This is a genomic window from Bradyrhizobium jicamae (genome assembly GCF_018130215.1).
Taxonomy (GTDB): Bacteria; Pseudomonadota; Alphaproteobacteria; order Rhizobiales; family Xanthobacteraceae; genus Bradyrhizobium; species Bradyrhizobium jicamae_A.
The window spans coordinates 637,733-661,359 of sequence record NZ_JAFCKQ010000001.1; the positions used below are offsets into that span (position 1 = coordinate 637,733).

Annotated in this window: 24 protein-coding genes, 1 tRNA gene and 1 pseudogene; 10 read left to right on the plus strand and 16 right to left on the minus strand. The window is 64.7% G+C overall.

Annotation, left to right across the window (positions count from 1 at the left end):
- Positions 1-87: 87 nt before the first annotated feature.
- The 3 genes from JQ586_RS02905 to JQ586_RS02915 all read right to left on the minus strand — a co-directional run bounded on the left by JQ586_RS02905 (position 88) and on the right by JQ586_RS02915 (position 3,718).
- Positions 88-1,614, minus strand: a complete 1,527-nt coding sequence (locus JQ586_RS02905; RefSeq protein ID WP_212392950.1) for an AMP-binding protein — start codon at positions 1,612-1,614, stop codon at positions 88-90.
- 133 nt (positions 1,615-1,747) lie between these two features.
- Positions 1,748-2,878, minus strand: coding sequence for a DUF5938 domain-containing protein (locus JQ586_RS02910; RefSeq protein ID WP_212392951.1), 1,131 nt, complete (start codon positions 2,876-2,878; stop codon positions 1,748-1,750).
- 36 nt (positions 2,879-2,914) lie between these two features.
- A complete protein-coding gene (locus JQ586_RS02915) occupies positions 2,915-3,718 on the minus strand; it encodes an SDR family NAD(P)-dependent oxidoreductase (RefSeq protein ID WP_212392952.1) in 804 nt (267 codons plus the stop codon).
- Between the two features lie 300 nt (positions 3,719-4,018).
- Between JQ586_RS02915 and JQ586_RS02920 the strand changes: the two genes are divergently transcribed.
- A complete protein-coding gene (locus JQ586_RS02920; RefSeq protein ID WP_212392953.1) occupies positions 4,019-4,657 on the plus strand; it encodes a TetR/AcrR family transcriptional regulator in 639 nt (212 codons plus the stop codon).
- A gap of 46 nt (positions 4,658-4,703) precedes the next feature.
- On the opposite strand, the gene ptsN is transcribed toward JQ586_RS02920, so the two are convergent.
- The 8 genes from ptsN to JQ586_RS02960 all read right to left on the minus strand — a co-directional run bounded on the left by ptsN (position 4,704) and on the right by JQ586_RS02960 (position 12,394).
- Complete coding sequence (ptsN, locus tag JQ586_RS02925) at positions 4,704-5,165, minus strand: PTS IIA-like nitrogen regulatory protein PtsN (RefSeq protein WP_212392954.1); 462 nt, start codon at positions 5,163-5,165, stop codon at positions 4,704-4,706.
- Between the two features lie 244 nt (positions 5,166-5,409).
- Positions 5,410-6,009: a ribosome hibernation-promoting factor, HPF/YfiA family gene (gene hpf / locus JQ586_RS02930; protein ID WP_212392955.1), complete on the minus strand. Its 600-nt coding sequence runs from the start codon at positions 6,007-6,009 to the stop codon at positions 5,410-5,412.
- A 196-nt stretch (positions 6,010-6,205) separates the two neighbouring features.
- On the minus strand, positions 6,206-7,876 hold the full coding sequence (rpoN, locus tag JQ586_RS02935; RefSeq protein WP_212392956.1) for an RNA polymerase factor sigma-54: 1,671 nt from the start codon (positions 7,874-7,876) through the stop codon (positions 6,206-6,208).
- An 89-nt stretch (positions 7,877-7,965) separates the two neighbouring features.
- The gene (gene lptB / locus JQ586_RS02940; RefSeq protein ID WP_212392957.1) at positions 7,966-8,964 is read right to left on the minus strand and encodes an LPS export ABC transporter ATP-binding protein; all 999 of its coding nucleotides are present in this window, start codon (positions 8,962-8,964) and stop codon (positions 7,966-7,968) included.
- 329 nt (positions 8,965-9,293) lie between these two features.
- The gene (locus tag JQ586_RS02945; RefSeq protein ID WP_212392958.1) at positions 9,294-9,995 is read right to left on the minus strand and encodes an LptA/OstA family protein; all 702 of its coding nucleotides are present in this window, start codon (positions 9,993-9,995) and stop codon (positions 9,294-9,296) included.
- A gap of 97 nt (positions 9,996-10,092) precedes the next feature.
- A complete protein-coding gene (locus JQ586_RS02950; RefSeq protein WP_249147201.1) occupies positions 10,093-10,782 on the minus strand; it encodes an LptA/OstA family protein in 690 nt (229 codons plus the stop codon).
- A 5-nt stretch (positions 10,783-10,787) separates the two neighbouring features.
- A complete protein-coding gene (lptC, locus tag JQ586_RS02955; protein WP_212392960.1) occupies positions 10,788-11,522 on the minus strand; it encodes an LPS export ABC transporter periplasmic protein LptC in 735 nt (244 codons plus the stop codon).
- A gap of 257 nt (positions 11,523-11,779) precedes the next feature.
- Positions 11,780-12,394 carry a ribonuclease D gene (locus JQ586_RS02960; RefSeq protein WP_212392961.1) on the minus strand — a complete coding sequence of 205 codons (615 nt, stop codon included), beginning with the start codon at positions 12,392-12,394 and terminating at the stop codon, positions 11,780-11,782.
- A 272-nt stretch (positions 12,395-12,666) separates the two neighbouring features.
- Between JQ586_RS02960 and JQ586_RS02965 the strand changes: the two genes are divergently transcribed.
- A complete protein-coding gene (locus JQ586_RS02965; protein ID WP_212392962.1) occupies positions 12,667-13,938 on the plus strand; it encodes an MFS transporter in 1,272 nt (423 codons plus the stop codon).
- A gap of 100 nt (positions 13,939-14,038) precedes the next feature.
- Positions 14,039-14,899: pseudogene (gene fusA, locus JQ586_RS02970) on the plus strand (elongation factor G); the annotation flags it as partial.
- 84 nt (positions 14,900-14,983) lie between these two features.
- Here the strand turns inward: fusA and JQ586_RS02975 are convergent.
- Positions 14,984-15,070: transfer RNA gene (locus JQ586_RS02975), tRNA-Leu, on the minus strand.
- A gap of 147 nt (positions 15,071-15,217) precedes the next feature.
- Between JQ586_RS02975 and JQ586_RS02980 the strand changes: the two genes are divergently transcribed.
- Positions 15,218-16,186, plus strand: a complete 969-nt coding sequence (locus JQ586_RS02980; RefSeq protein ID WP_212392964.1) for a complex I NDUFA9 subunit family protein — start codon at positions 15,218-15,220, stop codon at positions 16,184-16,186.
- 59 nt (positions 16,187-16,245) lie between these two features.
- Here the strand turns inward: JQ586_RS02980 and JQ586_RS02985 are convergent, their stop codons facing one another.
- Entirely contained in the window at positions 16,246-17,052 is an 807-nt protein-coding gene (locus JQ586_RS02985) for an undecaprenyl-diphosphate phosphatase (RefSeq protein ID WP_212392965.1), read from the minus strand.
- A 266-nt stretch (positions 17,053-17,318) separates the two neighbouring features.
- Between JQ586_RS02985 and JQ586_RS02990 the strand changes: the two genes are divergently transcribed.
- Genes JQ586_RS02990 through JQ586_RS03000 form a run of 3 tightly spaced genes read left to right on the plus strand, consistent with a single transcriptional unit; the run spans position 17,319 to position 19,982 of the window.
- Entirely contained in the window at positions 17,319-18,011 is a 693-nt protein-coding gene (locus JQ586_RS02990) for a glutathione S-transferase family protein (protein WP_212392966.1), read from the plus strand.
- Positions 17,960-19,150 (plus strand): tRNA epoxyqueuosine(34) reductase QueG, encoded by a 1,191-nt coding sequence (queG, locus tag JQ586_RS02995; RefSeq protein ID WP_212392967.1) that lies wholly within the window; start codon positions 17,960-17,962, stop codon positions 19,148-19,150. The genes JQ586_RS02990 and queG overlap by 52 nt, the downstream gene beginning before the upstream one ends.
- Before the next feature lie 34 nt (positions 19,151-19,184).
- Entirely contained in the window at positions 19,185-19,982 is a 798-nt protein-coding gene (locus JQ586_RS03000) for an acyl-CoA thioesterase domain-containing protein (RefSeq protein WP_212392968.1), read from the plus strand.
- Between the two features lie 33 nt (positions 19,983-20,015).
- Here the strand turns inward: JQ586_RS03000 and JQ586_RS03005 are convergent, their stop codons facing one another.
- Entirely contained in the window at positions 20,016-20,486 is a 471-nt protein-coding gene (locus tag JQ586_RS03005) for a nuclear transport factor 2 family protein (RefSeq protein WP_212392969.1), read from the minus strand.
- Positions 20,487-20,570: 84 nt separating this feature from the next.
- Entirely contained in the window at positions 20,571-21,365 is a 795-nt protein-coding gene (locus tag JQ586_RS03010; protein ID WP_212392970.1) for a carboxylesterase, read from the minus strand.
- Between the two features lie 229 nt (positions 21,366-21,594).
- Here JQ586_RS03010 and infC point away from each other — a divergent pair, with 229 nt between their 5' ends.
- From infC to rplT, 3 genes are all read left to right on the plus strand, one after another.
- Complete coding sequence (gene infC / locus JQ586_RS03015) at positions 21,595-22,134, plus strand: translation initiation factor IF-3 (RefSeq protein WP_212393022.1); 540 nt, start codon at positions 21,595-21,597, stop codon at positions 22,132-22,134.
- Positions 22,135-22,504: 370 nt separating this feature from the next.
- Positions 22,505-22,705, plus strand: coding sequence for a 50S ribosomal protein L35 (gene rpmI, locus JQ586_RS03020; protein ID WP_008539890.1), 201 nt, complete (start codon positions 22,505-22,507; stop codon positions 22,703-22,705).
- 72 nt (positions 22,706-22,777) lie between these two features.
- Positions 22,778-23,137: a 50S ribosomal protein L20 gene (gene rplT, locus JQ586_RS03025; RefSeq protein ID WP_212392971.1), complete on the plus strand. Its 360-nt coding sequence runs from the start codon at positions 22,778-22,780 to the stop codon at positions 23,135-23,137.
- 11 nt (positions 23,138-23,148) lie between these two features.
- Here the strand turns inward: rplT and JQ586_RS03030 are convergent, their stop codons facing one another.
- A complete protein-coding gene (locus JQ586_RS03030; RefSeq protein WP_212392972.1) occupies positions 23,149-23,559 on the minus strand; it encodes a hypothetical protein in 411 nt (136 codons plus the stop codon).
- Positions 23,560-23,627 lie beyond the last annotated feature (68 nt).

Below are 23,627 nucleotides of genomic sequence, written 5' to 3' on the forward strand. Positions count from 1 at the left end.
GCCGACATCGCGGGACGCAAGCTGTCTCCATCGCGCCGAAAACGTTTGACCCGCCTTGTTTCTTGAACCGCAACAGAGCGCGCGTCGTCATCCCGCCAATCGCGCACGGATGTCAGGCTTGACGACCTTGCCGACCTTGGATCGCGGAAGATCGTCCCAGATCTCGATCTGCTTCGGGGTCTTGATACTGCCGATCTGCTGCTTGACGAACGCGGCCAGAACAGTCGGATCGATCCGCTGCCCTGCACGCAGCTGCACCACGGCGACGATGCGCTCGCCCCATTTGTCATCGGGCAGTCCGATCACGGCGCAATCCTGCACCGCTTCATGCGTGCGCAGCGCGTTCTCGACCTCGATCGAGTAGACGTTGAAGCCGCCGGTGATGATCATGTCCTTGGCGCGGTCGACGATGTAGAGATAGCCGTCCTCGTCCAGGTAACCGACGTCGCCGGTGTGGTGCCAGCCGTGCGCTGAAGCCTCCAGCGTGGCTTGCGGATTCTTGTAATAGCCCTCCATCACCAGCGAGCCGCGCACCACGATCTCGCCGCGCGCGCCGTTCGGCAGGAGATTGCCGTCACCGTCCATGATTCCGGCCTGGACCAGCGGGCCGATTCGACCGGCGGAGGCGAGGCGCTGCATCGCGATCGTGCCGTCGGCATTGTAGTGCTCATCGGGAGCCATCATCGAGATCATCATCGGCGCCTCGGTCTGGCCGAACAGCTGCGCCATCGGTCCGATCCGGCGCAACGCTTCCGCCAGGCGCGTCGCCGAGATCGGGGCTGCGCCATACCAGAAGCATTGCAGCGAGCCGAGCTCGGCCGTTTCGAGCATCGGATGATCGAGCAGCATGTAGATCACGGTCGGCGGCAGGAAGGTGTGGGTGACGCGATAGCGCGCGATCAGCGCGAGGAACTCGCCGATATCGGGGTGGTGCATGATCACGATGCGGCCGCCGAGCGTCATGATCGGAAAGCAGAGCACACCGGCGGCATGGGTCAGGGGCGCCAGCGCCAGATAGACCGGGCGGCCCTTGAACGGATAGCCCATCAACGTCAGCGCCGTCATCGCCTCGATGTTGCGACCCGAGAGCATGACGCCCTTTGGCTTGCCGGTAGTGCCGCCGGTACCCGGGATCATCGCGAGGTCGTCCACCGTCTGGCGTTGGTAGGGATCATCGGAAAGTCCGGAGAGCCAGCGGTCGAAGGATGGCGCGAACGGCAGCTCGGTATCGATGCAGACGATCGCGCGCAGCTTCGGCAGGTCGCGCCTGACGGAATCGACCATCGGCGCGAAGCTCGAATGAAACAGCAGCAGGCTGCAGTCGAACTGGTCGAGGATGAACTTGTTCTCGGCTGCCTCGTTACGCGGATTGATAGGGCACCACACCGCCGCCGCGCGCGAGATACCGAACACGCAGGCGAAGGCGAGCGGATCATTGCCGGATAGGATCGCGACCTTCTCGCCGGGCGCGATGCCCGATCGGTCGAGCCCGCGCGCGATCCGGTAGCTCAGTCCCTGCACCTCGCGGTAGCTGAGGTCACGGCCGTCCATGGTGAGACAGGGTGCGTCTGCGCCGAGCGAGGCGCCCTTGTCGAGGTAATCGATGAAGCGCATGGTCGATCCCGAGTTAGACTGCGGGTGACGGGGGCTAGCGCGTCACCCGCAGCGAGAGCGTTTTCGAGGGAAGTGGCGACGAAAACGCCTCAAGACGAGAACCTTTGGCCCCGATTTTCATCGAGGCTCGAGCTTAGTCGTGCACGGTCAGGATCGGCTTGCCGACCAGTCCAAAACTGCGCAGCTGGCCAAGCAGCTCGCGATGGCCGAAGGCCTGGCAACCGGAGGCGAAGCCTACGCGCTTCGGCGGCTGTTGCAGCAGCGCCTGCGCCGCATAGGCCTGCAGCATGCCGGTCTGCTTGTAGTTGCTGTTGCCGTAGATGACGCAGTGCGCACGCCCCAGCGGGCCGGACGCATGCACCGAATCCATCGACTTGTTGACGCGCGGGTTCTCGCGCGGCGGCATGGTGTTCATCACGCCGGCAGCGGTCTGCGCCAACGCGGCGTAGCGGTCGTCGGGGTTCATGTCCTTGGTCGCCTCCAGCGCGGCGGCAACGATCTGCGGCACGCCCAGCATCAGCGCGCGGTTGAACACGCCGCCCAGCACCTTCACGTTGGCGACGCGCGGATCGCGCTTGAACCACACTGGATGCGAGGTGCCGCCCCAGGGCAGCGCCAGCGCCAGCTCGTGCTGGCCGGGGATCGCGAGGTTGTAGAGGCCGGCATCGGGCTGATGCTCGACGTATTTGTTCTGCTCCAGGTAGTAGGCCTTGGCCATCGCCGCGTTGACCAGGATGGTCTGCGTCGACGCGATGGTCGGGCTGCCGCCCCAGAACACGGCGATGTCAAGCGTGTCGAGGCCTGGCGTCTCCAGGCAAAGCTGCGCGGCGATCTCGCCGGTGGTGTACATCTGGGCGATACCCGGCGCCAGCAGCAGGCCGGCATTGGCGAACCTCGTGCCCCACTCATGCTGGAGCATGATCAGCCAATCCTGCTCGCCTGTGGTGTCGGTGTAGTGGCATTTGGAAGCGAGGCAGGCCTGCACCACCTCGCCGCCGAACTTGGCGAAGGGGCCCACGGTGTTGAGCACGACCGAGGCGCCCTTGAACAATTCGGTCAGCGCGGCCACGGTGTGCGGTACCGCCACCACCTCGTAGTCGGCGGTCTCGATGCCGGCGACGTTCGACTTCATCGCGGCGTTGAGCTTCTCGGTGCTGCGGCCGGCGGCGATGAAGGGAATGTTGTACTCGCGCAGATATTCGCAGACCAGCCGGCCGGTGTAGCCGGAAGCGCCATAGACGATGACGGGCTTCTTCTCGCTCATTGCGATCCTCCGATATGCTTGTTGTCGGCTTTGCTGCTACATGCCCATGCCGCCATCGACCGGCAGGCCGATGCCGGTGATGAAGCGGGCCTCGTTCGAGCACAGGAACACCGCCGCATCGGCGATGTCGCCGACCTCCGCGAGCTTCCCGAGCGGCGTCTGCTCGATCACCGATCCGACCGCGGCGTTGACGTCGGGCGCGAGCCCTATCTTCACGATGTCATTGGCGAGCTGCATGCCCATGTCGGTCGGGATCAGGCCGGGATAGATGCAGTTGACACGCACGCCGAAGCCGAGCTTGCCGGCTTCCATCGCTGCGACCCGGGTCATGCGGTCGACCGCCGACTTGGTGCCCGAATAGACCGCGATGCTCGGGAAGGCGATCGTTGCCGCCACCGATGCGATGTTGACGATCGCGCCGCCCTTGCCTGCGGGACCGCCGGGGCGCATCGCGCGGAAGGCGTGCTTCATGCCGAGCACCGTGCCGACGATATTGACGTCGCACATCCGCCGCGCATCCTCGGCCCTGATCTCGCTGACCAGCGAGGTGATCTCGATGCCGGCATTGTTGATCAGGATGTCGTAGCCGCCGAGCGTGGCGACGGTGGCCGCGGCGGCGCGCTCCCATTGCGCATCGTCGGTGACGTCGAGTTGGGCGAAGCCGGTCTTGACGCCCTGCTTGGCGATCTCGGTGGCGGTGGCCCGGCCCGTCTCCTCGAGGATGTCGGCAATCATGATCGCGGCGCCGGCGCGCGCCAGGGCCGTTGCAATGGCGGCGCCGATGCCGCGTGCGCCACCGGTGACCAGGGCTTTCCTGCCTTCAAGGGTCTTCCCACTCATGCGTCGTCCTCCCGTTGCTGATGATTGATTGGTGCCGAGGATGGGGGTGTCGGCAGGCGCGGCTGAACCGCCACGGCCGGACCCGGGGCTGCGGCCCTTGGCCGCGCCGCGTTTGCGTTCCTCCTTGAACGGACGTCTTGACGACTGTCCAAATTATTCGCCGACCTTCCGCTGGAAACTTGACACTTGTCAAGCGACAATTTGACAGTTGTCCAGCAAAGTGGTTGTGAGGGGAATGGAGCCGCCGGCGGACGGCACGGTATAAGCCGTCGAATGATCGGGACTGAGGAAAGGCACGAAATGGCGCGACAGATGGCGGGGGCAGCCCAGCGCGTGGCGGAGGCAGCCGAGGCGCTGCGCGACGAGAAGTTCAATGCGCGCCGGATCGAACTCGCGGAGGCCGCGCTGGAGACGCTCGGCGAACTCGGCTTCGCGCGCACCAGCCTGCGCGAGATCGCGCAGAACTCGGCGTTCACGCACGGCGTGTTTCACTACTATTTCAGCGACAAGCTCGACCTGATCTGCTGCTGCGTCCGCCACTACAAGGCGAAATGCGTGACGCGCTATGACGAGGTCGTCGCCTCGGCGCGCACCCGCGATGAATTGACCGAAGGCTTCCTCGCCAAGCTCGCGATGACGCTGCGTGAAGACGCCCGCATGCACCGCCTGTGGTACGACCTGCGCTCGCAGGCGATGTTCGAGCCGGCGTTCCGCAAGGACGTGCTGGAGATCGACAAGAGCCTGGAGGCGATGGTCTGGCGGATCGCCACCCGCTATGCCGAGCTGGCCCGCAAGCGTCTCGCGACTTCGCCGGCCGCGCTTTATGCGCTGTTCGACGGCCTGTTCCAGGGCGCGCTGCTCCGGCATCTCGCCAATGACGAGACCGCGATCCCCGAATTCCTCGACGAAGTCAGGCGCGTGCTGCCGACGATTTGTTGAGCGCGCCGCCCATTTATCGGGCCGATGACGGACGCGGAGGCGAGCGTTACGCCGCGCTCGCAGGCGGCAGCGCGAGCACCGAGTAGATCGCCTGGGCGTCGCGGGAGGCGCGAAGCTTCTTGGCGACGTCCTGGTCGCGCAGAAGGCGGGCGATCCGAGCCAGGGCCTTGAGGTGGTCCGCGCCGGCGCCTTCGGGCGCCAGCAACAGGAAGATCAAATCGACCGGCTGCCCGTCCATGGCATCGAAATCGATCGGGCGCTCGAGGCGGGCGAACAGCCCGAACAGCTTCTCGAGCTTGGGCAGCTTGCCGTGCGGTATGGCGACGCCGTAGCCGACCGCCGTGGTGCCCAGCTTCTCGCGCTGCAGCAGCACCTCGAAGACGGAGCGCTCATTCTGCCCGGTCAGGGCGGAGGCACGGGCCGCGAGTTCCTGCAGCGCCTGCTTCTTGCTGATGACTTTCAAAGCAGGAAGTATCGCCTCGGGTGCGACCAAATCGGTAATCGGCATGGGACGTTCCGAGGTGAATTAGACCGTCAGGTTGCGAAATATGCGTTACAGCGGCGGCGTCAAGAAGGTGAGTTGGGATGCGGGCTTAGCCCGGGTCCTGACTGGCAGGGCTTCTACTCCAACGTATCGGCGGTGCCAACACCTGCAAGCCCTGTTCCACCGCCCCTATACCTTGGGGCGGCGGACCATAAGCAGGGCTGGCTTCCGCCGTCAATGCTCCCGGCCATAGTCGCCTCCATATATCTCAGGGGGTAACGGCCGGGGGGTCGACCCAGCCGACATTGCCGTCCGTACGGCGGTAAATGACGTTCACCCGGCCGCTGCCGCCATGCTGGAACACCAGGCAGGAGGCGCCGGAAAGGTCGAGCTCCATGACGGCCTCGCTGACCGACATCCGCTTCAGGGCGGTGGTTGCCTCCGCAATGATGACGGGGCTGTATTCGGTGACCTCGTCCTCGCTCTCGGGGGCCTCGATGACGTAGCTCGGCGCGTCGAGGCCCGCGCCGTTCAGCTCGGCCAGCGCGGCGGTCGCGGCATAGGTCTTGCGGGCAGAGCGGTCCTTCAGCCGGCTCTTGTAGCGGCGCAGGCGCTTTTCGATCATCAGGAGCGCGGCATCGGCGCTGGCATAGGCGTCGCCGGCGTTGCAGTCGGCTTCAAGCGTGATGCCCGAATCCAGATGCAGCGCGCAATCGGTCCGGAAGCCGAAGCCATCCTTGCTCAGCGTGATGTGACCGGAGTAGTTGCCATCAAAGTACTTTCGCAGGACCTCGTCGGTGCGCTCGCTGACGCGCGCGCGAAGCGCCTCGCCGATGCTGATGCTCTTTCCCGAGATTCGAAGGGTCATTTGATGCCTCGATTGCTGGATGCCTCGATCACTCGCTTGCAGGAGCATGATGATTTCGGAATTTCGGATACCTGCCTTTCTGGATCACGCCTCTCAGAGCGGAGAAGGGGCAAACAAGACTATTCCGATTTGGCGCGAACGCAACGAGCGCATGAACCGGGCGCAGCAGCGGGCGGGATCACTCTCAAGGGGTAACCTAAACGGGCGCCGTATCGCGCGGCCGGTCGGATGAGGAGGCGGGGGCCGAAAGGGCATTGCCGAGCATGCTCTGTTTGTCACGGCGGCGCTGCACCGAGGATGGAATCCGCATCGCCTCGCGGTACTTCGCGACGGTGCGGCGGGCAATATCAATGCCCGATGCGCGCAAACGTTCCACGATCGTGTCGTCGGACAGGATCGCCGACGGCGCCTCGCCGTCGATCAGCTGCTTGATGTGGTGACGCACCGCTTCGGCCGAATGCGCCTCGCCGCCGTCGGCGGACGCGATAGACGCGGTGAAAAAATACTTCAATTCAAAACTGCCGCGATTGGTCGCCATGAATTTGTTGGCGGTGACGCGCGACACAGTCGATTCGTGCATCTGGATCGCGTCCGCGACCGCCTTCAGATTCAGCGGCCGCAGATGGGCGACACCGTGCGTGAAGAACCCGTCCTGCTGGCGGACGATTTCGGTTGCCACCTTCAGGATGGTGCGGGCGCGCTGGTCGAGCGCGCGCACCAGCCAGGTCGCGTTCTGCAGGCAGTCGGTGAAGTATGATTTATCACCATCCTTGCGGATCGTCTTCGACAGCTCGGTGTAATAGGTCTGGTTGACCAGCACGCGCGGCAGAGTGTCGCTGTTGAGCTCGACGTGCCAGCCGCCGTCTGGACCGGGCCGCACATAGACGTCGGGCACCATGGTCTGGGTCCGCGCGGTGCTGAACTTCAGGCCCGGCTTCGGATTGAGCCGCCGGATCTCGGCGATCATGTCGGTGATGTCGTCGTCGTCGACGCCGCACAGCTTGCGCAGCGAAGCGATGTCGCGCTTGGCAAGCAGGTCGAGATGCTCGACCAGCGCCTGCATCGCCGGATCGTAGCGGTTCTGATCGCGCAGCTGGATCGCCAGGCACTCGCTCAGATTTCGCGCACACACGCCCGGCGGATCGAACCTCTGCAGCACGGCGACGACCTCGTCGACCGCAGCCTGCGAAGCGCCCAGCCGTTCGGCGGCCTGGCCGAGATCGGCCGGCAGGTAGCCCGCCTCGTCGACCAGGTCGATCAAATACTGTCCGATCATGCGCTGCGCGGGCGCGGAGAACGCCACCGCGAGCTGCTCGGCGAGGTGGTCGGCCAGGGTCAGTTCGGCTGCGACAAAGGCCTCGAGGTTGTATTCGTCGTCGCTGGAGGCGCCGCCGCCCCACTCGGTGTAGACCGATGGAGGGGCATCCTGCGCGGCCCGCGCTGCGGCTTCCGCCGGTTCTTCCGTGAACACATTGTCGAGGCCGGTATCCAGGGTCTGTTCGATCTCGGCGCGGGTGCCGAGGTCGCGGTTCAGCCACTCCTCCTGGCCGGGCTCGAACTGGCCGGGCTCGAAGCCGTCGCCAGAGGGACCGCCGGCCATCTCGGCGTACTCGCCGGCCTCGTCGCCATAATTGCTGGAACCGTCGGAATCGTCGTAATCGGCCCGTTCCATTGCCGGCTCGCCTGCCACCGGCGGCTCGGGGCCGTCCGCCGCACGTTCGAGCAGCGGGTTCCGTTCCAGCTCCTCCTCGACAAAAGCCGACAGATCCAGGTTGGACAGTTGCAGCAGCTTGATCGCCTGCATCAGCTGCGGCGTCATGACCAGCGACTGCGACTGGCGGAACTCTAGTCTTTGCGTCAGCGCCATGGAGGCAAGATCGATCCAAAAGTTGGCTCGATTCTTGCTTATCCTAGTCCGCGGCCGATGTACACGGCTTGACGGATCAGAAAATACGGCTAGAGGCGGAATTCCTCGCCAAGGTAAAGACGCCGTACATCCGGATCATTGACGATCTCATCCGGGCTGCCCTCCGTCAAGATTTCCCCAGCGTAGACGATATAGGCGCGGTCGGTGAGGCCGAGCGTTTCGCGGACATTGTGGTCGGTGATCAGCACGCCGATGCCGCGATTGGTGAGATGGCGCACCAGGTCCTGAATGTCGCCGACCGCGATCGGGTCGATGCCGGCGAACGGCTCGTCGAGCAGCATGTAGTTCGGACGCGTCGCCAGCGCGCGCGCGATCTCGACGCGGCGGCGCTCGCCGCCGGACAGCGCGATCGAGGGGCTCTTGCGCAGGCGTGTGATGTTGAACTCGTCAAGCAGCGAATCCAGCTCCTGCTCGCGCTTCTTCCTCGAAGGCTCGACCACCTCGAGCACCGCGCGGATGTTCTGCTCGACCGTCAGGCCGCGAAAAATCGACGCTTCCTGCGGCAGATAGCCGATGCCGAGCCGGGCGCGCTGATACATCGGCAGCTTGGTGACGTCGTGGCCGTCGAGCTCGATCGCGCCGCGATCGGCCTTGATCAGGCCGGTGATCATGTAGAACACGGTGGTCTTGCCGGCGCCGTTCGGACCGAGCAGGCCGACCGCTTCGCCGCGGCGCACATAGATGCTGACGCCGCGCACCACCTGGCGGCTGCCGAAGCTCTTTTCCACGCTATGCACAGCGAGGTAGCCCGGCCGCTTGATCAGGCGCGGCGCGGTGGCGCCGTTACCCTGGGAGCGCTCCTGGGCACGGTCTTTGGCACGCGGCCGCTCTGTGCGTGGCGGCTCGCCTGACGGCTGCGGCCGCAGTTCCACGGGCGCCGGGGCGGCGCGCGACATCGGCGGCGCATCCCGCACCGGACTCGTCAGCATGTCGCCGAACGAATCGCCGAGCGCCGTGATGTCCTCCTGCGAACGCGCAAATCCGCGCTTCGCCGGACGCCGCCGGAACATGCCAAGTAAATCCACCATCCCCGCTTCGCTTCAGCCTTTCCCGGCGATCCCGCGACCGTGTCCGCAGACCATCTGATTCGCACGCGACCCCGTGAGCATGATCCGGAAAAGTGGATACCGGCTTTCCCCCGCAGCGAACGCCGAAAGCGGCGGCGCGGAGACCATGCTCGAACATGACGGCAAAGCGCGGGGACCGCGCTTTGGATGATTGGATGCCCCTGAGCCAGCTAACGCCACGAACCTTCCGGCGCTCCTGCTGGCCAGCTTCGGCAGTAAATACAGCCTTGGCGCACGGGCTTCAACCTCGCGCCCTCAAAATATTAACTAACGCATTGAACTTACTTATCTTACTTCGGCTTGGCCGAGTTCAACGGGGGAGTTGGGGGGCTCGCGCCGGCTGGCGCCGTGCCACAACTCTGCCCCTGAACGACGAGCGCCTGCACCCTGCCGCTGTCGGATTCCACCCGCGAGACACCGGTGGTCATGTCCACCAGCAGACGGTCGCCGCGCACCACGTTCTGGCACTGGGTCAGCACCACGCCGCCGAGCATGGTGATCAGATTGGCCTTGGTGTCGAAAATCGCGGTCTCGCCGGTGACGACCTGATCCTTCTGGGTGACGACGACATTGCTCCTCGCCTCCATCCGCTTGATCTGGGAACTGCCGGGGCCCGGGGCAGCCGGCTGGGCCGTCCCCGACTGGGTTGGCGGCTGGGTTGGCATCGCCGCCTTGCCCTTCCCGGCGTCACCCTTCCCGGCGTCTCCAGGCGATGACGGCTGAGCAGTCTTGTCCTTGTCCTCATAGAACACGACCAGCGTTTTCGAGGTCATGGTCGTGTCGCCCTGCGTCACCTTTACGTTGCCGGAAAACGTCGCTTCCTTCTTCTTGTCCCGCACTTCGAGCACGGCCGCTTCGATCTTGACCGGCTCGCCGCGATTCTGCGCGAAGCCCTGCATCGCATTGGGCACGGAGGCACTGCCCTGCGCGCGAACCTGCTCGCACGCAATCAGGAGAAGGATGCAGACAACGATCGGACGCAGAAACGGCATCTTGGCGAAAATCACCTCGGCTTGGTCAACATGCGCTGGCAGCAGAGCAACCGATCCACCTTTCGACCTCCCTGCCGGAATACCGGTCGGCCCGGCCTTACTTGGGCTTACCCGGAAGGGCAGGAATCGCCGGAGCCGCGCCAGGCGCAGCCGACCCGCCGCAACCCGGCTTCGGGGCCTCTCCGTTCTTCTGGATGAACAGCCCCTGCACCTTGCCGCTATTGGATTCCACGCGCGAGACGCCGGTTGTCATGTCGACCAGCAGGCGGTCGCCGCGCAGCACGTTCTGGCACTGGGTCAACACCACGCCGCCGACCATCGTGATCAGGTTGCTCTTGGTGTCGAAGATCGCGGACTCGCCGGTGACGACCTGATCCTTCTGGGTGACGACGACGTTGCCCTTGGCCTCCAGCCGCTTGATCGACGAGGCGCCACCGGGACCGGGGGCGGCCGCCTGCATCGGGGCGCCTTTCGCGGCCTTGGGATTGGCTGACGGCGCCGGCGCCTGCGTCGATTTATCCTCGTAGAACACGACCAGCACTTTCGAGGTCATCGTGGTGTCGCCCTGCACCACCTTCACGTTGCCGGAAAAGGTCGCTTCCTTCTTCTTGTCGCGCATCTCGAGCGAGGCGGCCTCGATCTGGATCGGCTGATCGCGGTTCTGCGAAAAGCCCTGCATGGCGTTGGGAACGCCGGTCATCGAACCTTGCGCCGACGCCGGGCTCGCGGTGACGAGCGCGAGCAGCAAGCCCGCGATGGGCAGCACGCGCAGAGGAAGTCTCATCATCGAGGTCATTTCGAGCTGGCGGATTTGCGCGATTTCGTCGGGCGCGGCGGCGGCGGCGCCGGCTCAGGTGCGGCGGGCGCAGGATTGTTGTCGCCGATCTTGTCCAGGTTCATCACCACATTGCCCTCGAAACGGATCACCTCGCCGCCATTGTAGAGGCGGAGCTTGTCCGAGGTCAGCGTGCCGTCGAGCAGCTTGACGTCGACATGCTCGTCCGTCGTCACCGTGTTCTTGTTCATGTCGACGAAGGCCTGCTTCAGCTTCGCTTCATAGCCCGTCGACGTTTGCAGGAAGATATCCTCGCGCAGATCGAGCAGCTGCTTCTTCTGGTCAAAGAAGCCGGTGCGCCCGTCCATCGTCACGATCGACCCGTCCTGCTGCGCCACCTTGGCGCGGATCGTCTTCAACTCGAGATGGTCGGGATCGGTGACGTCCTGGATCGCGGCCTTGGCCCACATCTCGTAGGGCCGCCCATCGTTGGAGAACCCGGCAAGATGCGGCGACTCCATCGTGATCTTGGTGCCGGAGACCACCATGTTATCCATATCGACGGGCAGGTTAGGCATCAGCACGCGAAACGGATTGACGACCGAGATGAACACGACCGCCGCCAGCGAGAAGACGACCGCCGCCGGCACCGCGATGCGCAGGAACCGCACCATGCGGCTGTGCCGCGCGGCCGCGGCAAAGCGCGCCTCGAGGCCGGCGACATCAAAGGCTGGGTTCTGAACCGAATTCACACGTGCTCCAGAGGCGCAAAATGCCTCGTCCATTCTACCCTCAGCTGCCGAAATATGCAGCCAGGGTTGCGTGTCGCGCCCCGGCGGCGACCTCGCGTGAACAGTTTGGCCGAAACGGGGCGGAAGTGGCCTCCTGGCGCCTTTTCCGTTCCGATGGGATCGGAACGAGGCTCCAGATGGCTGTTTTGACGCGATTTCCTGACCCGAACCGGCGACCGCTTCGCTCGAAGACGCTCTGCTGGCGAAATCGCCGCCATTCATGAATGGGCGAAGATGTCCTCGGCTTCCCAGCCGTCGAGATCGAGCCGGGCCCGGGCCGGCAGGAATTCGAAGCAGGCCCTGGCGAGGTCGGTCCGGCCCTCGCGCGCCAGCATGGCGTCGAGCTTGTCGCGCAGCGCGTGCAGATGCAGCACGTCGGAGGCGGCGTAGGCGAGTTGCGCCTCGCTGAGGGTGGCCGCGCCCCAGTCGCTCGACTGCTGCTGCTTCGACAGGTCGATGCCCAGCACCTCGCGCACCAGGTCCTTCAGGCCGTGGCGGTCGGTGTAGGTGCGGGTCAGGCGCGAGGCGATCTTGGTGCAATAGACCGGCTGCGGCATCACGCCGAAGCTGTTGTAGAGCACCGCGACGTCGAAGCGCGCGAAGTGGAAGATCTTGGTGATGGCGGGGTCGCCGAGCAGCGCCTTCAGGTTCGGCGAATCGGTGTGACCCTTCGGGATCTGGATCACGTCGGCGGTGCCGTCGCCGTTCGACATCTGCACCACGCAGAGGCGGTCGCGATGCGGATGCAGCCCCATGGTCTCGGTGTCGATCGCAACCGACGAGGTGTAGCGGGACAGGTCGGGCAGATCGCCGCGATGCAAGCGGATGGTCATGAAAACAGGGCCTCAGGTCCAATTGTCGATTCGGGCGCGACACTACCCTCCAAATGGCAGCGATGCGAGCAGGGAGGCCATCCAGACGGCCATGACCCGGAATCTTCCCGTCTCCAGCGCGGCCGATTCCGGCATTTTACTGGCATCTCATGCGTCCCGGCAGGTGTTTTTTGCCTCGCCACGCCGATGAAATTGCCCCGCGCGCACCCTATCTGATGCCGGCCATCGCCCGCTCGTCTCCCGACCCCAAAAACAGTCCCAAGAAGAATCCCATGTCCGACCAGACCCTGGCAGCGCCGCTCGACGACCCGCAGGAACGCCAGAGCGGCTTTTCACGCTACCAGTCTCTCCTGATCGCGCTGCTCGCATTCACGCAGTTCACGATCATCCTCGACTTCATCATCATGTCGCCGCTCGGCGCCATCCTGATGCCCTCGCTCAACATCACCGCAGGGCAGTTCGGCGTCGCGGTGTCGGCCTATGCCTTCAGCGCGGGCATCTCGGGCGTCCTCGCCGCCGGCTTTGCCGATCGTTTCGACCGCAAGCGCCTGCTGCTGTTCTTCTATGCCGGCTTCACGCTCGGCACCCTGCTCTGCGCGCTGGCGCCGAGCTACCACGTGCTGCTGCTCGGCCGGATCGTGACCGGATTGTTCGGCGGCGTGATCGGCTCGGTCGTGCTCGCCATCGTCACCGATCTGTTCGCGCTGCATCTGCGCGGCCGCGTGATGGGCTTCGTGCAGACCGCATTCGCGGCGAGCCAGGTGCTCGGCATTCCGGCCGGCCTGTTCCTCGCCAATCACTGGAACTGGCATGTTGCGTTCGCCGCCATCGTCGGCCTGTCGATCGTGGCGATGATCACCATCGCGTTGCTGATGCAGCCGGTCGACGCGCATCTCAAGCTGAAGCAGGACACCAACCCGTTCCACCATCTGGTCGCAACCATCGCGCAGCCGCGCTACACGCTGGCCTTCGCGGTGACGACACTGCTGGCGACCGGCGGCTTCATGCTGATGCCGTTCGGCAGCGCCTTCACCGTGCACAATCTCGGCATCGACATCGTGCATCTGCCGACGATCTATCTGGTTTCGGGCCTGTTCAGCATCGTGATGGGTCCGCTGGTCGGTCGCGCCAGCGATGCGTTCGGCAAATATCCGACCTTCGTGTTCGGCAGCGTAGTCTCCGTGATCATGGTGTCGATCTACACTCATCTCGGCCAGGTCTCGCTATTGACCGCGATAACAGTCAACGTGCTGATGTTCGTCGGCATCTTCTCGCGCATGATCCCCTCGCAGGCGCTGATGTCGGCGATCCCCGACCCCAGCCAGCGCGGCTCGTTCAGCGCGATCAGCGCCTCCGTGCAGCAGCTCTCCGGCGGGCTCGGCTCGGTGGTGGCGGCTGCGATCATCGCGGAGAACCCGGACGGCACGCTGCTGCATTTCGAGCGGATCGGATATGTCGTCGTGACGACGTCGCTCATCTCCGTCGTCGCGATGTATTTCGTGCAGCGCATGGTGGCGAAGCGGGCCGGCAAGCGGATGGTGTGAGGTGAGGATGTTCGGGTCTCGCGCATCGAACACAACACGGTTGTTCCGCGCTATCTTGCTGGCGGATTGAGCGACGGGTGATCACATGGTCCAGCCCTGCATCATCGAGATTGCGATCGAGCCGAAGTGGAAGGCCGACCAGGAAAGGTTGGGCGAGGCGCTTGCCAAGCTCGCCGCGGAGGATTCGTCGTTCCGCGTGGCAATCGATCGCGAGTCCGGCCTGACCATCCTCAAGGGCATCAGCGAACTGCATCTCGACGGCAAGATCGACCTTCTGAAGCACGTCTACAAGATCGATGCCCGTATCGGCGCGCCGCAGGTCGCGTTCCGCGAGCGTGTCACCAAGCGCGTCGAGCACAGCTTGACCCATAAGAAACAGACCCGTGGCACTGGTCAGTTCGCGTCGGTCACCCTAATCGTGGAACCGAACGAGCCTGACGGGGGGTACGCTTTCGAGTCCAGGATCGCGAACGACGCAGTGCCCGAGCGATACATCCCCGGCGTCAAACAGGGTCTGGAGAACGTGTTACCCTCCGGCGTGGTGGCCGGCTTCCCGGTGGTCGATGTCAAGGTGGCGCTGATCGACGGCAAGTTCCACGACGTCGATTCGTCGGTGTCGGCCTTCGAAATCGCCGCTCGCGCCTGCTTCCGCGAGGCGCTGCAGATGGGTAAGTCCGTGTTGGTCGAAGTGGTGACACCGGATGGCTATGTCGCGCCGATCAAACGCGACCTGAACCGGCGCCGTGCGAGGCTCCAGGGGCATAGTGTTCGCGGCGATGGTGTCGCCCTCAATGCGATGGTGCCGCTCATGAACATGTTCGGCTACGCGAGCGACCTGCGCTCCATGAGCCAGGGCCGCGCGACCTTCACCATGCAGCCCGATCACTATGCCGAGGCGCCGCCGATGCCACCGCACGATGATGACCCGCGGTTTCCGCCTGCGCTGGGAATGCGCGCGTAGGACGGATTTCCTGCCCCCGCGGGTTACGGCTTCGCCGCACCCGCCCTGCGGATCATCAGCGATTTCAATCGCTTAAAAAGGGAGTGGTGCCCAGGAAAGGACTCGAACCTTCACGGCCGTTAAGCCACTGGCACCTGAAGCCAGCGCGTCTACCAATTCCGCCACCTGGGCACGTGGGGCGGCTTAGTAAGGATCGGTGACGCGCTTGTCAAATTCGCGATTGGAAAATCAAATACGCTGTACAGGGTGAGGCCGATGGCGTATCGCCAGACGGCTAACTCCCCTCAATCGCTCTCGAATCCGGCAGGAATGGACCTCATGGCATCGAACCTGGACACAACGGTCACGGTCTTCGGCGGATCGGGTTTCCTGGGGCGGAACGTGGTCCGGGCGCTCTGCAAGCGCGATTACCGCGTCCGCGTCGCGGTGCGGCGGCCCGAACTGGCCGGCCATCTGCAGCCGCTCGGTAGGGTCGGGCAGATCCACGCGGTGCAGGCCAATCTGCGCTATCCGGCATCGGTCGAGGCGGCGATGCGTGATTCGCACATCGCCATCAACCTGGTGGGCATCCTGGCCGAAGGCGGCGGGCAGACCTTCGACGCGGTGCAGGCGAAGGGCGCCGGGACCATCGCCGGGGCCGCTTCTGCCGCGGGCGCCCGCATGATCCATGTCTCGGCTGTCGGCGCCGACGACAATTCGGCCTCCGGCTATTACCGCTCCAAGGCGGCCGGCGAGGCCGCGGTGAAGGCGGCGGCACCCTCCGCCACCATCTTGCGGCCGTCGCTGTTGTTCGGGCCCGAGGATCAGTTCACCAACCGCTTTGCCGCGCTGGCGCGGCTGTCGCCGGCGCTGCCGCTGGTCGGCGGCGGCGCGAACAAGGTGCAGCCGGCCTATGTCGGCGACGTCGCGCAGGCCGTAGCCGACATCGTCGACGGCAAGGGCAAGGACGGCGGCACCTACGAGCTCGGCGGGCCCGAGGTGCTGACCATGCGCGAGGTGATGCAGATCATCCTCGGGATCACCGAGCGCGAGCGCATGCTGGTGCCGCTGCCGTTCGGCATCGCCAGGCTGATGTCGCTGGTCCTGCAGCTCGCTCCGGGCGCGCTGAAGCTGACGCCGGACCAGGTGGCGATGCTGCGCACGGACAATGTGGTGTCCGACGCAGCCAAGAGCGCCGGGCTCACCTTCGCCGGCCTCGGCATCACGCCCGACTCGATCGAGGGTGTCGCCACGCAATATCTCTGGCGCTTCCGCGCGACCGGGCAGTTTCAGAAGAAGAGCGCGTAGGGCAAGCCGCGAAGGGACTCTGCTCCCTCGCCCGGCTCCTGCGGGGAGAGGTGAAGGGCCTACCGTCCCATCGCCAGCGCGATCAGGCCGAGGGTGCCGACGATCACGCGCCACCAGGCGAAGAAGGTGAAGCCGCGACGGGTGACGAAGTTGAGGAATGCCCGCACCACGATCAGCGCGGTGATGAACGAGACCACGAAGCCGACCGCGATGACGGAAAGCCCATCGGTCGAGAAGTCGCCGCGGTTCTTGTAGAAATCATAGGCAAACGCGCCGACCATGGTCGGGATCGCGAGGAAGAACGAGAACTCGGCGGCCGAGCGCTTGTCGGCACCGAGCACCATGGCGGCCACGATGCTGGCGCCGGAACGCGACACGCCGGGGATCATCGCCAGACACTGCGCGACGCCGATCCAGAAGTACATCAGGAGCGGAAAGCGCGTCGCGTCATCCTCGTAGACCTTGAGATCGAGCTGATCGACCCACAGCAGCACCGCGCCGCCGACGATCAGCGAGAAGCAGACCACCCACGGATTGAACAGGAATTCCTTGATGTATTTGCCGGCGATCAGGCCGATCACGACGGCCGGCAGGAACGCCACCAGCACGCCGATGACGAAGCGACGGTCGTCGGGGTTGCTGAACATGCCGAGCGCGATCCGCCAGAGTTTGGCGAAATAGAGCACGAGAATGGCGAGAATCGCGCCGAGCTGAATCAGGATCGCGAAGCTCTTCCAGAATTCGCCTTCGCCCAGATTGAAGAAGCGTTCCGCAAGCAGCAGGTGGCCCGTCGAAGAGACCGGCAGGAACTCCGTGACGCCCTCGACAATGCCGAGAATCACCGCCCGCAGCATATCCGTCATCATGTTGTGGCCTGCCCTTGTCTGGAAGAACCGCGCTCTTCTGGCCTATTCACCCCTATGCTGCAATCGCAAAAAAACGGCAAACAGTTGTTGCCTGCGGAATTTGCTGCGCTATAGCGTTTTTGTGACCCTCCTCCGCCGCGGGGGCGGCTACCGGTTCGCGTGACGACGCGGCATAGAGACGATCGGGACTGGTTCAGCCAATTCCCTCAGGTTCAAGTCACACAGGTTGATGGTTTCTTAATCGCCGCGACACTACCAAGGACTGCATGTACACGCTGTATCACCATCCGTTCTGTCCGCATTCGCGCTTCATCCGCCTGGTGCTCGGCGAGTATGGGCTCGATCTTCGGCTCGTGGAGGAGCGGGTCTGGGAACGGCGCGAGGCATTCCTTGCACTCAATCCGGCGGCGAGCACGCCGGTCCTGATCGCCGAGGGCTTTCCGCCGATTCCGGGCGGCGCCATCATCGCCGAATATGTCGACGAGGCACATGGCCTCTCTGCCGGCGATCGTCGGCTGTTGCCGACCTCGATGGCCGAGCGCGTCGAGGTGCGCCGGCTGATGGCGTGGTTCAACGAAAAATTCTTCGAGGAGGCCTCCAACCCGCTGGTGACCGAGCGCATCTACAAGCGCTTCATGAGCGAGGACAATGGCGGCGGTCCGCCAGCGGCCGACGTGATGCGCGCCGCCAAGGTCAATGTGCGCTATCATCTCAGCTATATCGGCTGGCTGGCGAAGACGCGGAACTATCTCGCCGGCGACCGCCTGACCTACGCGGATCTCGCCGCCGCGGCGCATCTCTCGGCGATCGACTACCTGGGCGACGTGCCATGGAGCGAGGACGACGCGGCAAAGGCGTGGTACGCGCGGGTGAAATCCCGCCCGTCGTTCCGCCCGCTGCTCAGCGAATGGCTGGCGGGGGTGCCGGCGTCGCGGACCTACGTGGACCTCGACTTCTGAACCGGGCGATCGCGAGCGCACCCGCTGATCTCAAGGCAGCGCTGACGCGCGAGGCACGCGCGCTCGGCTTCGATGCCATCGGCGTCACCAATCCCGACGCGATCGCGCAGGCGGGGCAACACTTTCTCGAATTCATCGGCAGCGGCGGCCATGGCGAGATGGACTGGCTTGCGGCCAGTCCCGAGCGACGCACCGATCCGCGGACGCTGTGGGACGGCGTGCGCTCGATCATCATGCTCGGCGTCAACTACGGGCCCGACAGCGATCCGCTGGAGATTCTGGCGCAGCGCTCGCGCGGCGCGATCTCGGCGTATGCATTGGGAGACGACTATCACGACGTGATCAAGAAGCGGCTGAAGATCCTGGCGCGCTGGCTCGCATCGGTCACCGGCGACGAGGTCAAGGTATTCATCGACACCGCCGCGGTGATGGAGAAGCCGCTTGCGCAGGCTGCCGGCATCGGCTGGCAGGGCAAGCACACCAACCTCGTGTCGCGCGAATTCGGCTCGTGGCTGTTTCTGGGAGCGATCTATTCCGCGTCGGACCTGCCGCGTGATATCGGCGACAGCGATCATTGCGGCAGCTGCCGCGCCTGCCAGGACATCTGCCCGACCGCGGCGTTTCCCGCGCCCTACAAGCTCGATGCGCGGCGCTGCATCTCGTATCTGACGATCGAGAACAAGGGGCCGATCCCGCTCGAATTTCGCAGGGGCATCGGCAACCGCATCTACGGCTGCGACGATTGCCTCGCGGTGTGCCCATGGAACAAGTTCGCGATGGCAGGACGCGAGGCCAAGCTCGCCGCGCGTACCGAGCTGCGCTCGCCCGCGCTCAGGGATCTCGCGCGGCTCGATGACGCGGCCTTCCGCGCGCTGTTCACGAAATCACCGGTCAAGCGCATCGGCCGCAACCGCTTCATTCGCAATGTGCTGATCGCGATCGGCAATTCCGGCGATCCTGATCTCGCCGGCGAGGCACGGCGATTGCTCGAGGACGCAAGTCCGCTGGTGCGCGGCGCCGCGGTGTGGGCCCTGGCGCAGCTGATGGAGCGCGAGGCGTTTGCCGCGTTGGCCGCAAAGGCCGATGCCGAACCCGACGTCGCCGTGCGCCAGGAATGGCTGTTGGCAGCCACCTCTTGATTTCATCGCGCCGTTCCCGTCATGGTCGTCAGCCATGACAAACCAGCCCTTCTTCACCAGGCACGGCAACGGCTTCATGCCGACGCCGGTCGCGAACGGACCGTGGAGTCCGCAATCCCTGCACGGCCGCGTCGTGGTCGGCCTGCTCGCCTTCGTCATCGAGGAGCGCCACGGCGCCGATGATTTCGTGCCGGCGCGGCTCACGGTGGACATGTTCCGGCTGCCCAACATCACGACGCCGATCGAGGTGACGACAAAGCTCGTGCGCGAGGGGCTGCGCATCAGGGTGATCGAGGCCGAATTCCTGTCCGGCGGCACCAGAATGGCGCGCGCCTCGTGCCAATTATTGCGCAAGACGGAAAACGCACCCGGCAATGTCTGGTCGCCGCCGAACTGGGACGTGCCGCGGCCATCCGACATCCCGAAGCCGACCGATCCCAGGCTCGGCATGCACGGCAAATGGGAAACGCGGCCGATCACGGGCCATATGGGCTCGCTCGGCGCGCGCCGGCTCTGGATGAGCGAGGTGCGCGAGCTCGTCGCCGGCGTGAAGGTGACCCCGTTCGTGCATGTCGCGACCGGCGCGGATTTCGCCAGCCCGTTCGCCAATGCCGGCGACCACGGGCTCGGCTACATCAACAGCGACGTCACCATCTACCTGCATCGCTTGCCGGTCACCAACTGGATCGGCTTCGAGGTCGTGAACCATCACGCCACCGACGGCATCGCGATCGGCGAGTGCTGGCTCTATGACGAGAAGGGACCGATCGGCACGTCGACGGTCGCAGCACTCGCGCAGCGCAAGCCGATGACCAGCCCGCCACCGCCGTAATCGCTCCGCCGTCATTGCGAGCGGTGGTGGCGTCTATTCCACCAGATGCCGCGCCATCTCCGGCCGCGCCCTCAACTCTGCGCCCTGCTTGCCGACAATCTTCGCGATGCGCTCCGGCGCAAAATTCAGATCGACGAACGCCGGCGCGGTGTTGGCGACCTCGTGATATCCCGTGATCCTGCCGTCGCGCAGCCGCATGATCGCGACGCCCTCGAACATCGCGCGGGCCCCCTTGGCTTCCGGCAGGGTCGAGCGGTAGCTGAACGTGTAGCGCGCATACAGCGTCGCGCCGTCAGAGACGGGATCGTGCATGTCCCAGCGGAAATCGGTCGCGGTGCGATAGAACCAGTCGTCGACCATCTCCGCGATCTTCTCGCGGCCCTTGAACGCGCCGTAGAACACGTCGTGATAGACGCCGTCTTCCGTGAACAGCTCAGCGAAGGCCTTGCCGTCGCGCCGCTCGACCGCGTCACAGAACGCACGCAGCATTCTCGTCGTGTCCATTTGCGCTTCTCCCTCGGGCATGATCCGGAAAAGTGGGGACCGGTTTTCCGAAACGGATCATGCTCAAACAAAATTGGAAGGAGCTTAACCGATCTCCGCCACCGCGGCGATGATCCGCGCGATGTCCTGCGGCCGCGAGAGGCGGTGGTCGCCGTCCTGTATCATGGTCAGCACGACGTCCTCGGCCGGCAGCCGGTGCACCAGCGCGAAGGCGTGCTTCCACGGCACGTCGGGATCCTGCGCGCCCTGCAGGATGCGCACGGGGCAGCCGACGTCGATCTGGCTGCCGAGCAGAAGGTGATTGCGGCCCTCCGCGATCAGGTTACGGGTGATCGGATAGGGCGAGCCGTCGCCATATTCGGATGGCCTGAGCCACATGCCCCTGCTCTCGATCTCGGTGCGGATCTCGGGCGAAAAGCCCTTCCACATCAGCTCTTCGGTGAAATCGGGCGCCGGCGCGATCAGCACGAGGCCAGCGAGCGAGGCCGAAGCATTGCCGCGTCGCGCGATCTCGCGCGCGAGCAGGAGCGCCATCCAGCCGCCCATCGAGGAACCGATCACGACCTGCCGCCCTCGGCAGAATTGCGAGAACACCGCGACGCTCTCCTCGAGCCAGCGGCCGATCGTGCCGTCGGCGAACTCGCCGCCGGATTCGCCATGGCCGGAATAGTCGAACCGGACCGAGCCGCGGCCCTGCGCGGCCGCCCAGTCGTCCAGCGCAATCGCCTTGGTGCCCTTCATGTCGGACTTGAAGCCGCCGAGCCAGAAAAGCCCGGGAGAGCCGCCGTTCCGGGCACGCACCGCGATCCGGCGCCTCGCATCGCCCTCGCCGACCTCGATGAAGTCGGGTTCCTGATCGGATGCGGCAATCTGGCTCATGGTTTGGTCACTCGCATGTCGGAGATCCGGTTTTCGATGAGCCAAAGGCCGTGGTCAACGGCAACAGTGTCCCGCCTTGCGGGAAACGCGCGACAGCTATATCTGCCGGGCGTGGCCAAAATGCCTCGCATTTGACGGTTTTGCCGCGTAGATCGCGAGTTCGCTTGCCCGTGGCAGCGTCTTGCTTCAGACTATCCGCCTTCCCTTTCACAACTTTGGAGAGTTACCCATTCGCCGTCCCAATAGAGCCCCGCCCACAGTCGCCAAGGATGGGCCGCGCACCAATGACGAGATTCGCAACGCACAGATCCAGCTGATCGATCAGGATGGTGTCAACAAGGGCACCGTCGAAACCATGGTGGCCATCAAGATGGCCATGGAAGCCGGCATGGACCTCGTCGAGATTTCGCCGAATACCAGTCCTCCCGTCTGCAAGATCATGGACTACGGGAAGTACAAGTATTCAGCGCAGAAGAAGGCCGCCGAAGCCCGCAAGAAGCAGAAGGTCGTCGAGATCAAGGAGATCAAGCTCCGCCCGATGATCGACGATCACGACTATGACGTGAAGATGCGCGCGATGCAGCGCTTCTTCGAGGAAGGCGACAAGGTCAAGATCACCTTGCGCTACCGCGGTCGTGAGATGGCGCACCAGGAGATCGGCACCAAGCTGCTCGACAAGGTCAAGGCCGACGTCGCCGAGTTCGCCAAGGTCGAGCAGGACGCCAAGTTCGAGGGCCGCCAGGTCGTGATGGTGCTGGCGCCGCGCTAGTTCGAATTAGTTCGATTGCCTTAGAGCAGGCGGCCCGTCGGATCGGCGGGCCGTTTCGCTTTCGTAGCCCGGATGGAGCGCAGCGAAACCCCGGATAGGACCATCGCGGATGCAGCCCGCGGATCGCGCTGCGCTCCATCCCGGCTACGGTTCCGGGGGTCGGCTCCCCCCGCTTCAAACGTTGCAAAACGGCCAATCCTCTGTCATAAGCCCGGCTTCGCCGCCCGGCTGATCAAGGGCTGCCGTGGCGACGTTTGTGCGGGTTCTTTCAATTCGGGAAAAACCCCAGCACTTTCAACGCTCTAACGAGCATTTTAGCCGACCGAACGCCTCTTTGGGCGATATTCGTGTTGTGCGACAGGAGAGCCAAATGCCCAAGTTGAAGACCAAATCGGGCGCTAAAAAGCGCTTCAAGGTGACTGCCACCGGCAAGGTCATGCACGCCCAGCGCGGCAAGCGCCACGGCATGATCAAGCGGACGAAGAAGCAGATCCGTCAGCTGCGCGGCACCCGCGTGCTGTTCAAGACCGACGGCGACAACGTCAAGAAGTACTTCTTGCCGAACGCCTGATCGCTCATCCGCTTGAACCCCGCCGCGCGCGCGCGGCGACCGTCACCTCATTAAGATCCAAGGATTTCCGTCATGTCTCGCGTCAAACGCGGTGTGACCGCTCACGCCAAGCACAAGAAAGTCTACAAGGCCGCCAAGGGCTATTACGGCCGCCGCAAGAACACGATCCGCACCGCCAAGCAGGCCGTCGAAAAGGCCGGCCAGTACGCCTTCCGCGACCGCAAGCGCAAGAAGCGCACTTTCCGCGCGCTCTGGATCCAGCGCATCAATGCCGCGGTTCGTCCGTTCGGCATGACCTACAGCGTCTTCATCAACGGCCTGTCGAAGTCGGGCATCACCGTCGACCGCAAGGTGCTGTCGGATCTCGCCATCACCGAGCCGGCGGCGTTCCAGGCGATCGCCGAGAAGGCCAAGGCGGCGCTGGCGGCCTGAGCTGCGCGCGATCAGCGGGCCTTCGGGCCCGCTTTCAGCGCCTTCCGGGAATAGCGTTGCGACACTTCCGCCCGGCAAAAGGCGGTGAACGAGCGGTACATGGTGCCGCTCTCGTTGCGGTATTTGGCGTCACAGCGGTCGAGCTCGCGGCCATAGGTCTTCTTCTGCGCGCTCTTCAGGCCGGGCAGGAAGTCCGCCTCGCATTTCTTCTCGACGGCGTCGCCAAGCAGGACGTCGCCGCTCGCGCCGTACTCGCAATCCCTGAACACCTTCATCGCGGCCTCGCAGCCGGGCTCGGCCTTGATGGCGTCGATGATCTCGTCCTGCGTCATGGACTTGTCGTGGCAAACCGCTGCACGCGCGGGAGCAGCGGCAACCGACAGGATGACGGCGAGCGCGGCCAGGCAGGATCGCAACAACATCGCGTGGGTCTCCTTGACTTCCATTGGTCCCGCGCCCGTCTGACAGGGTTCAAGCCGGCCGCCCGGCC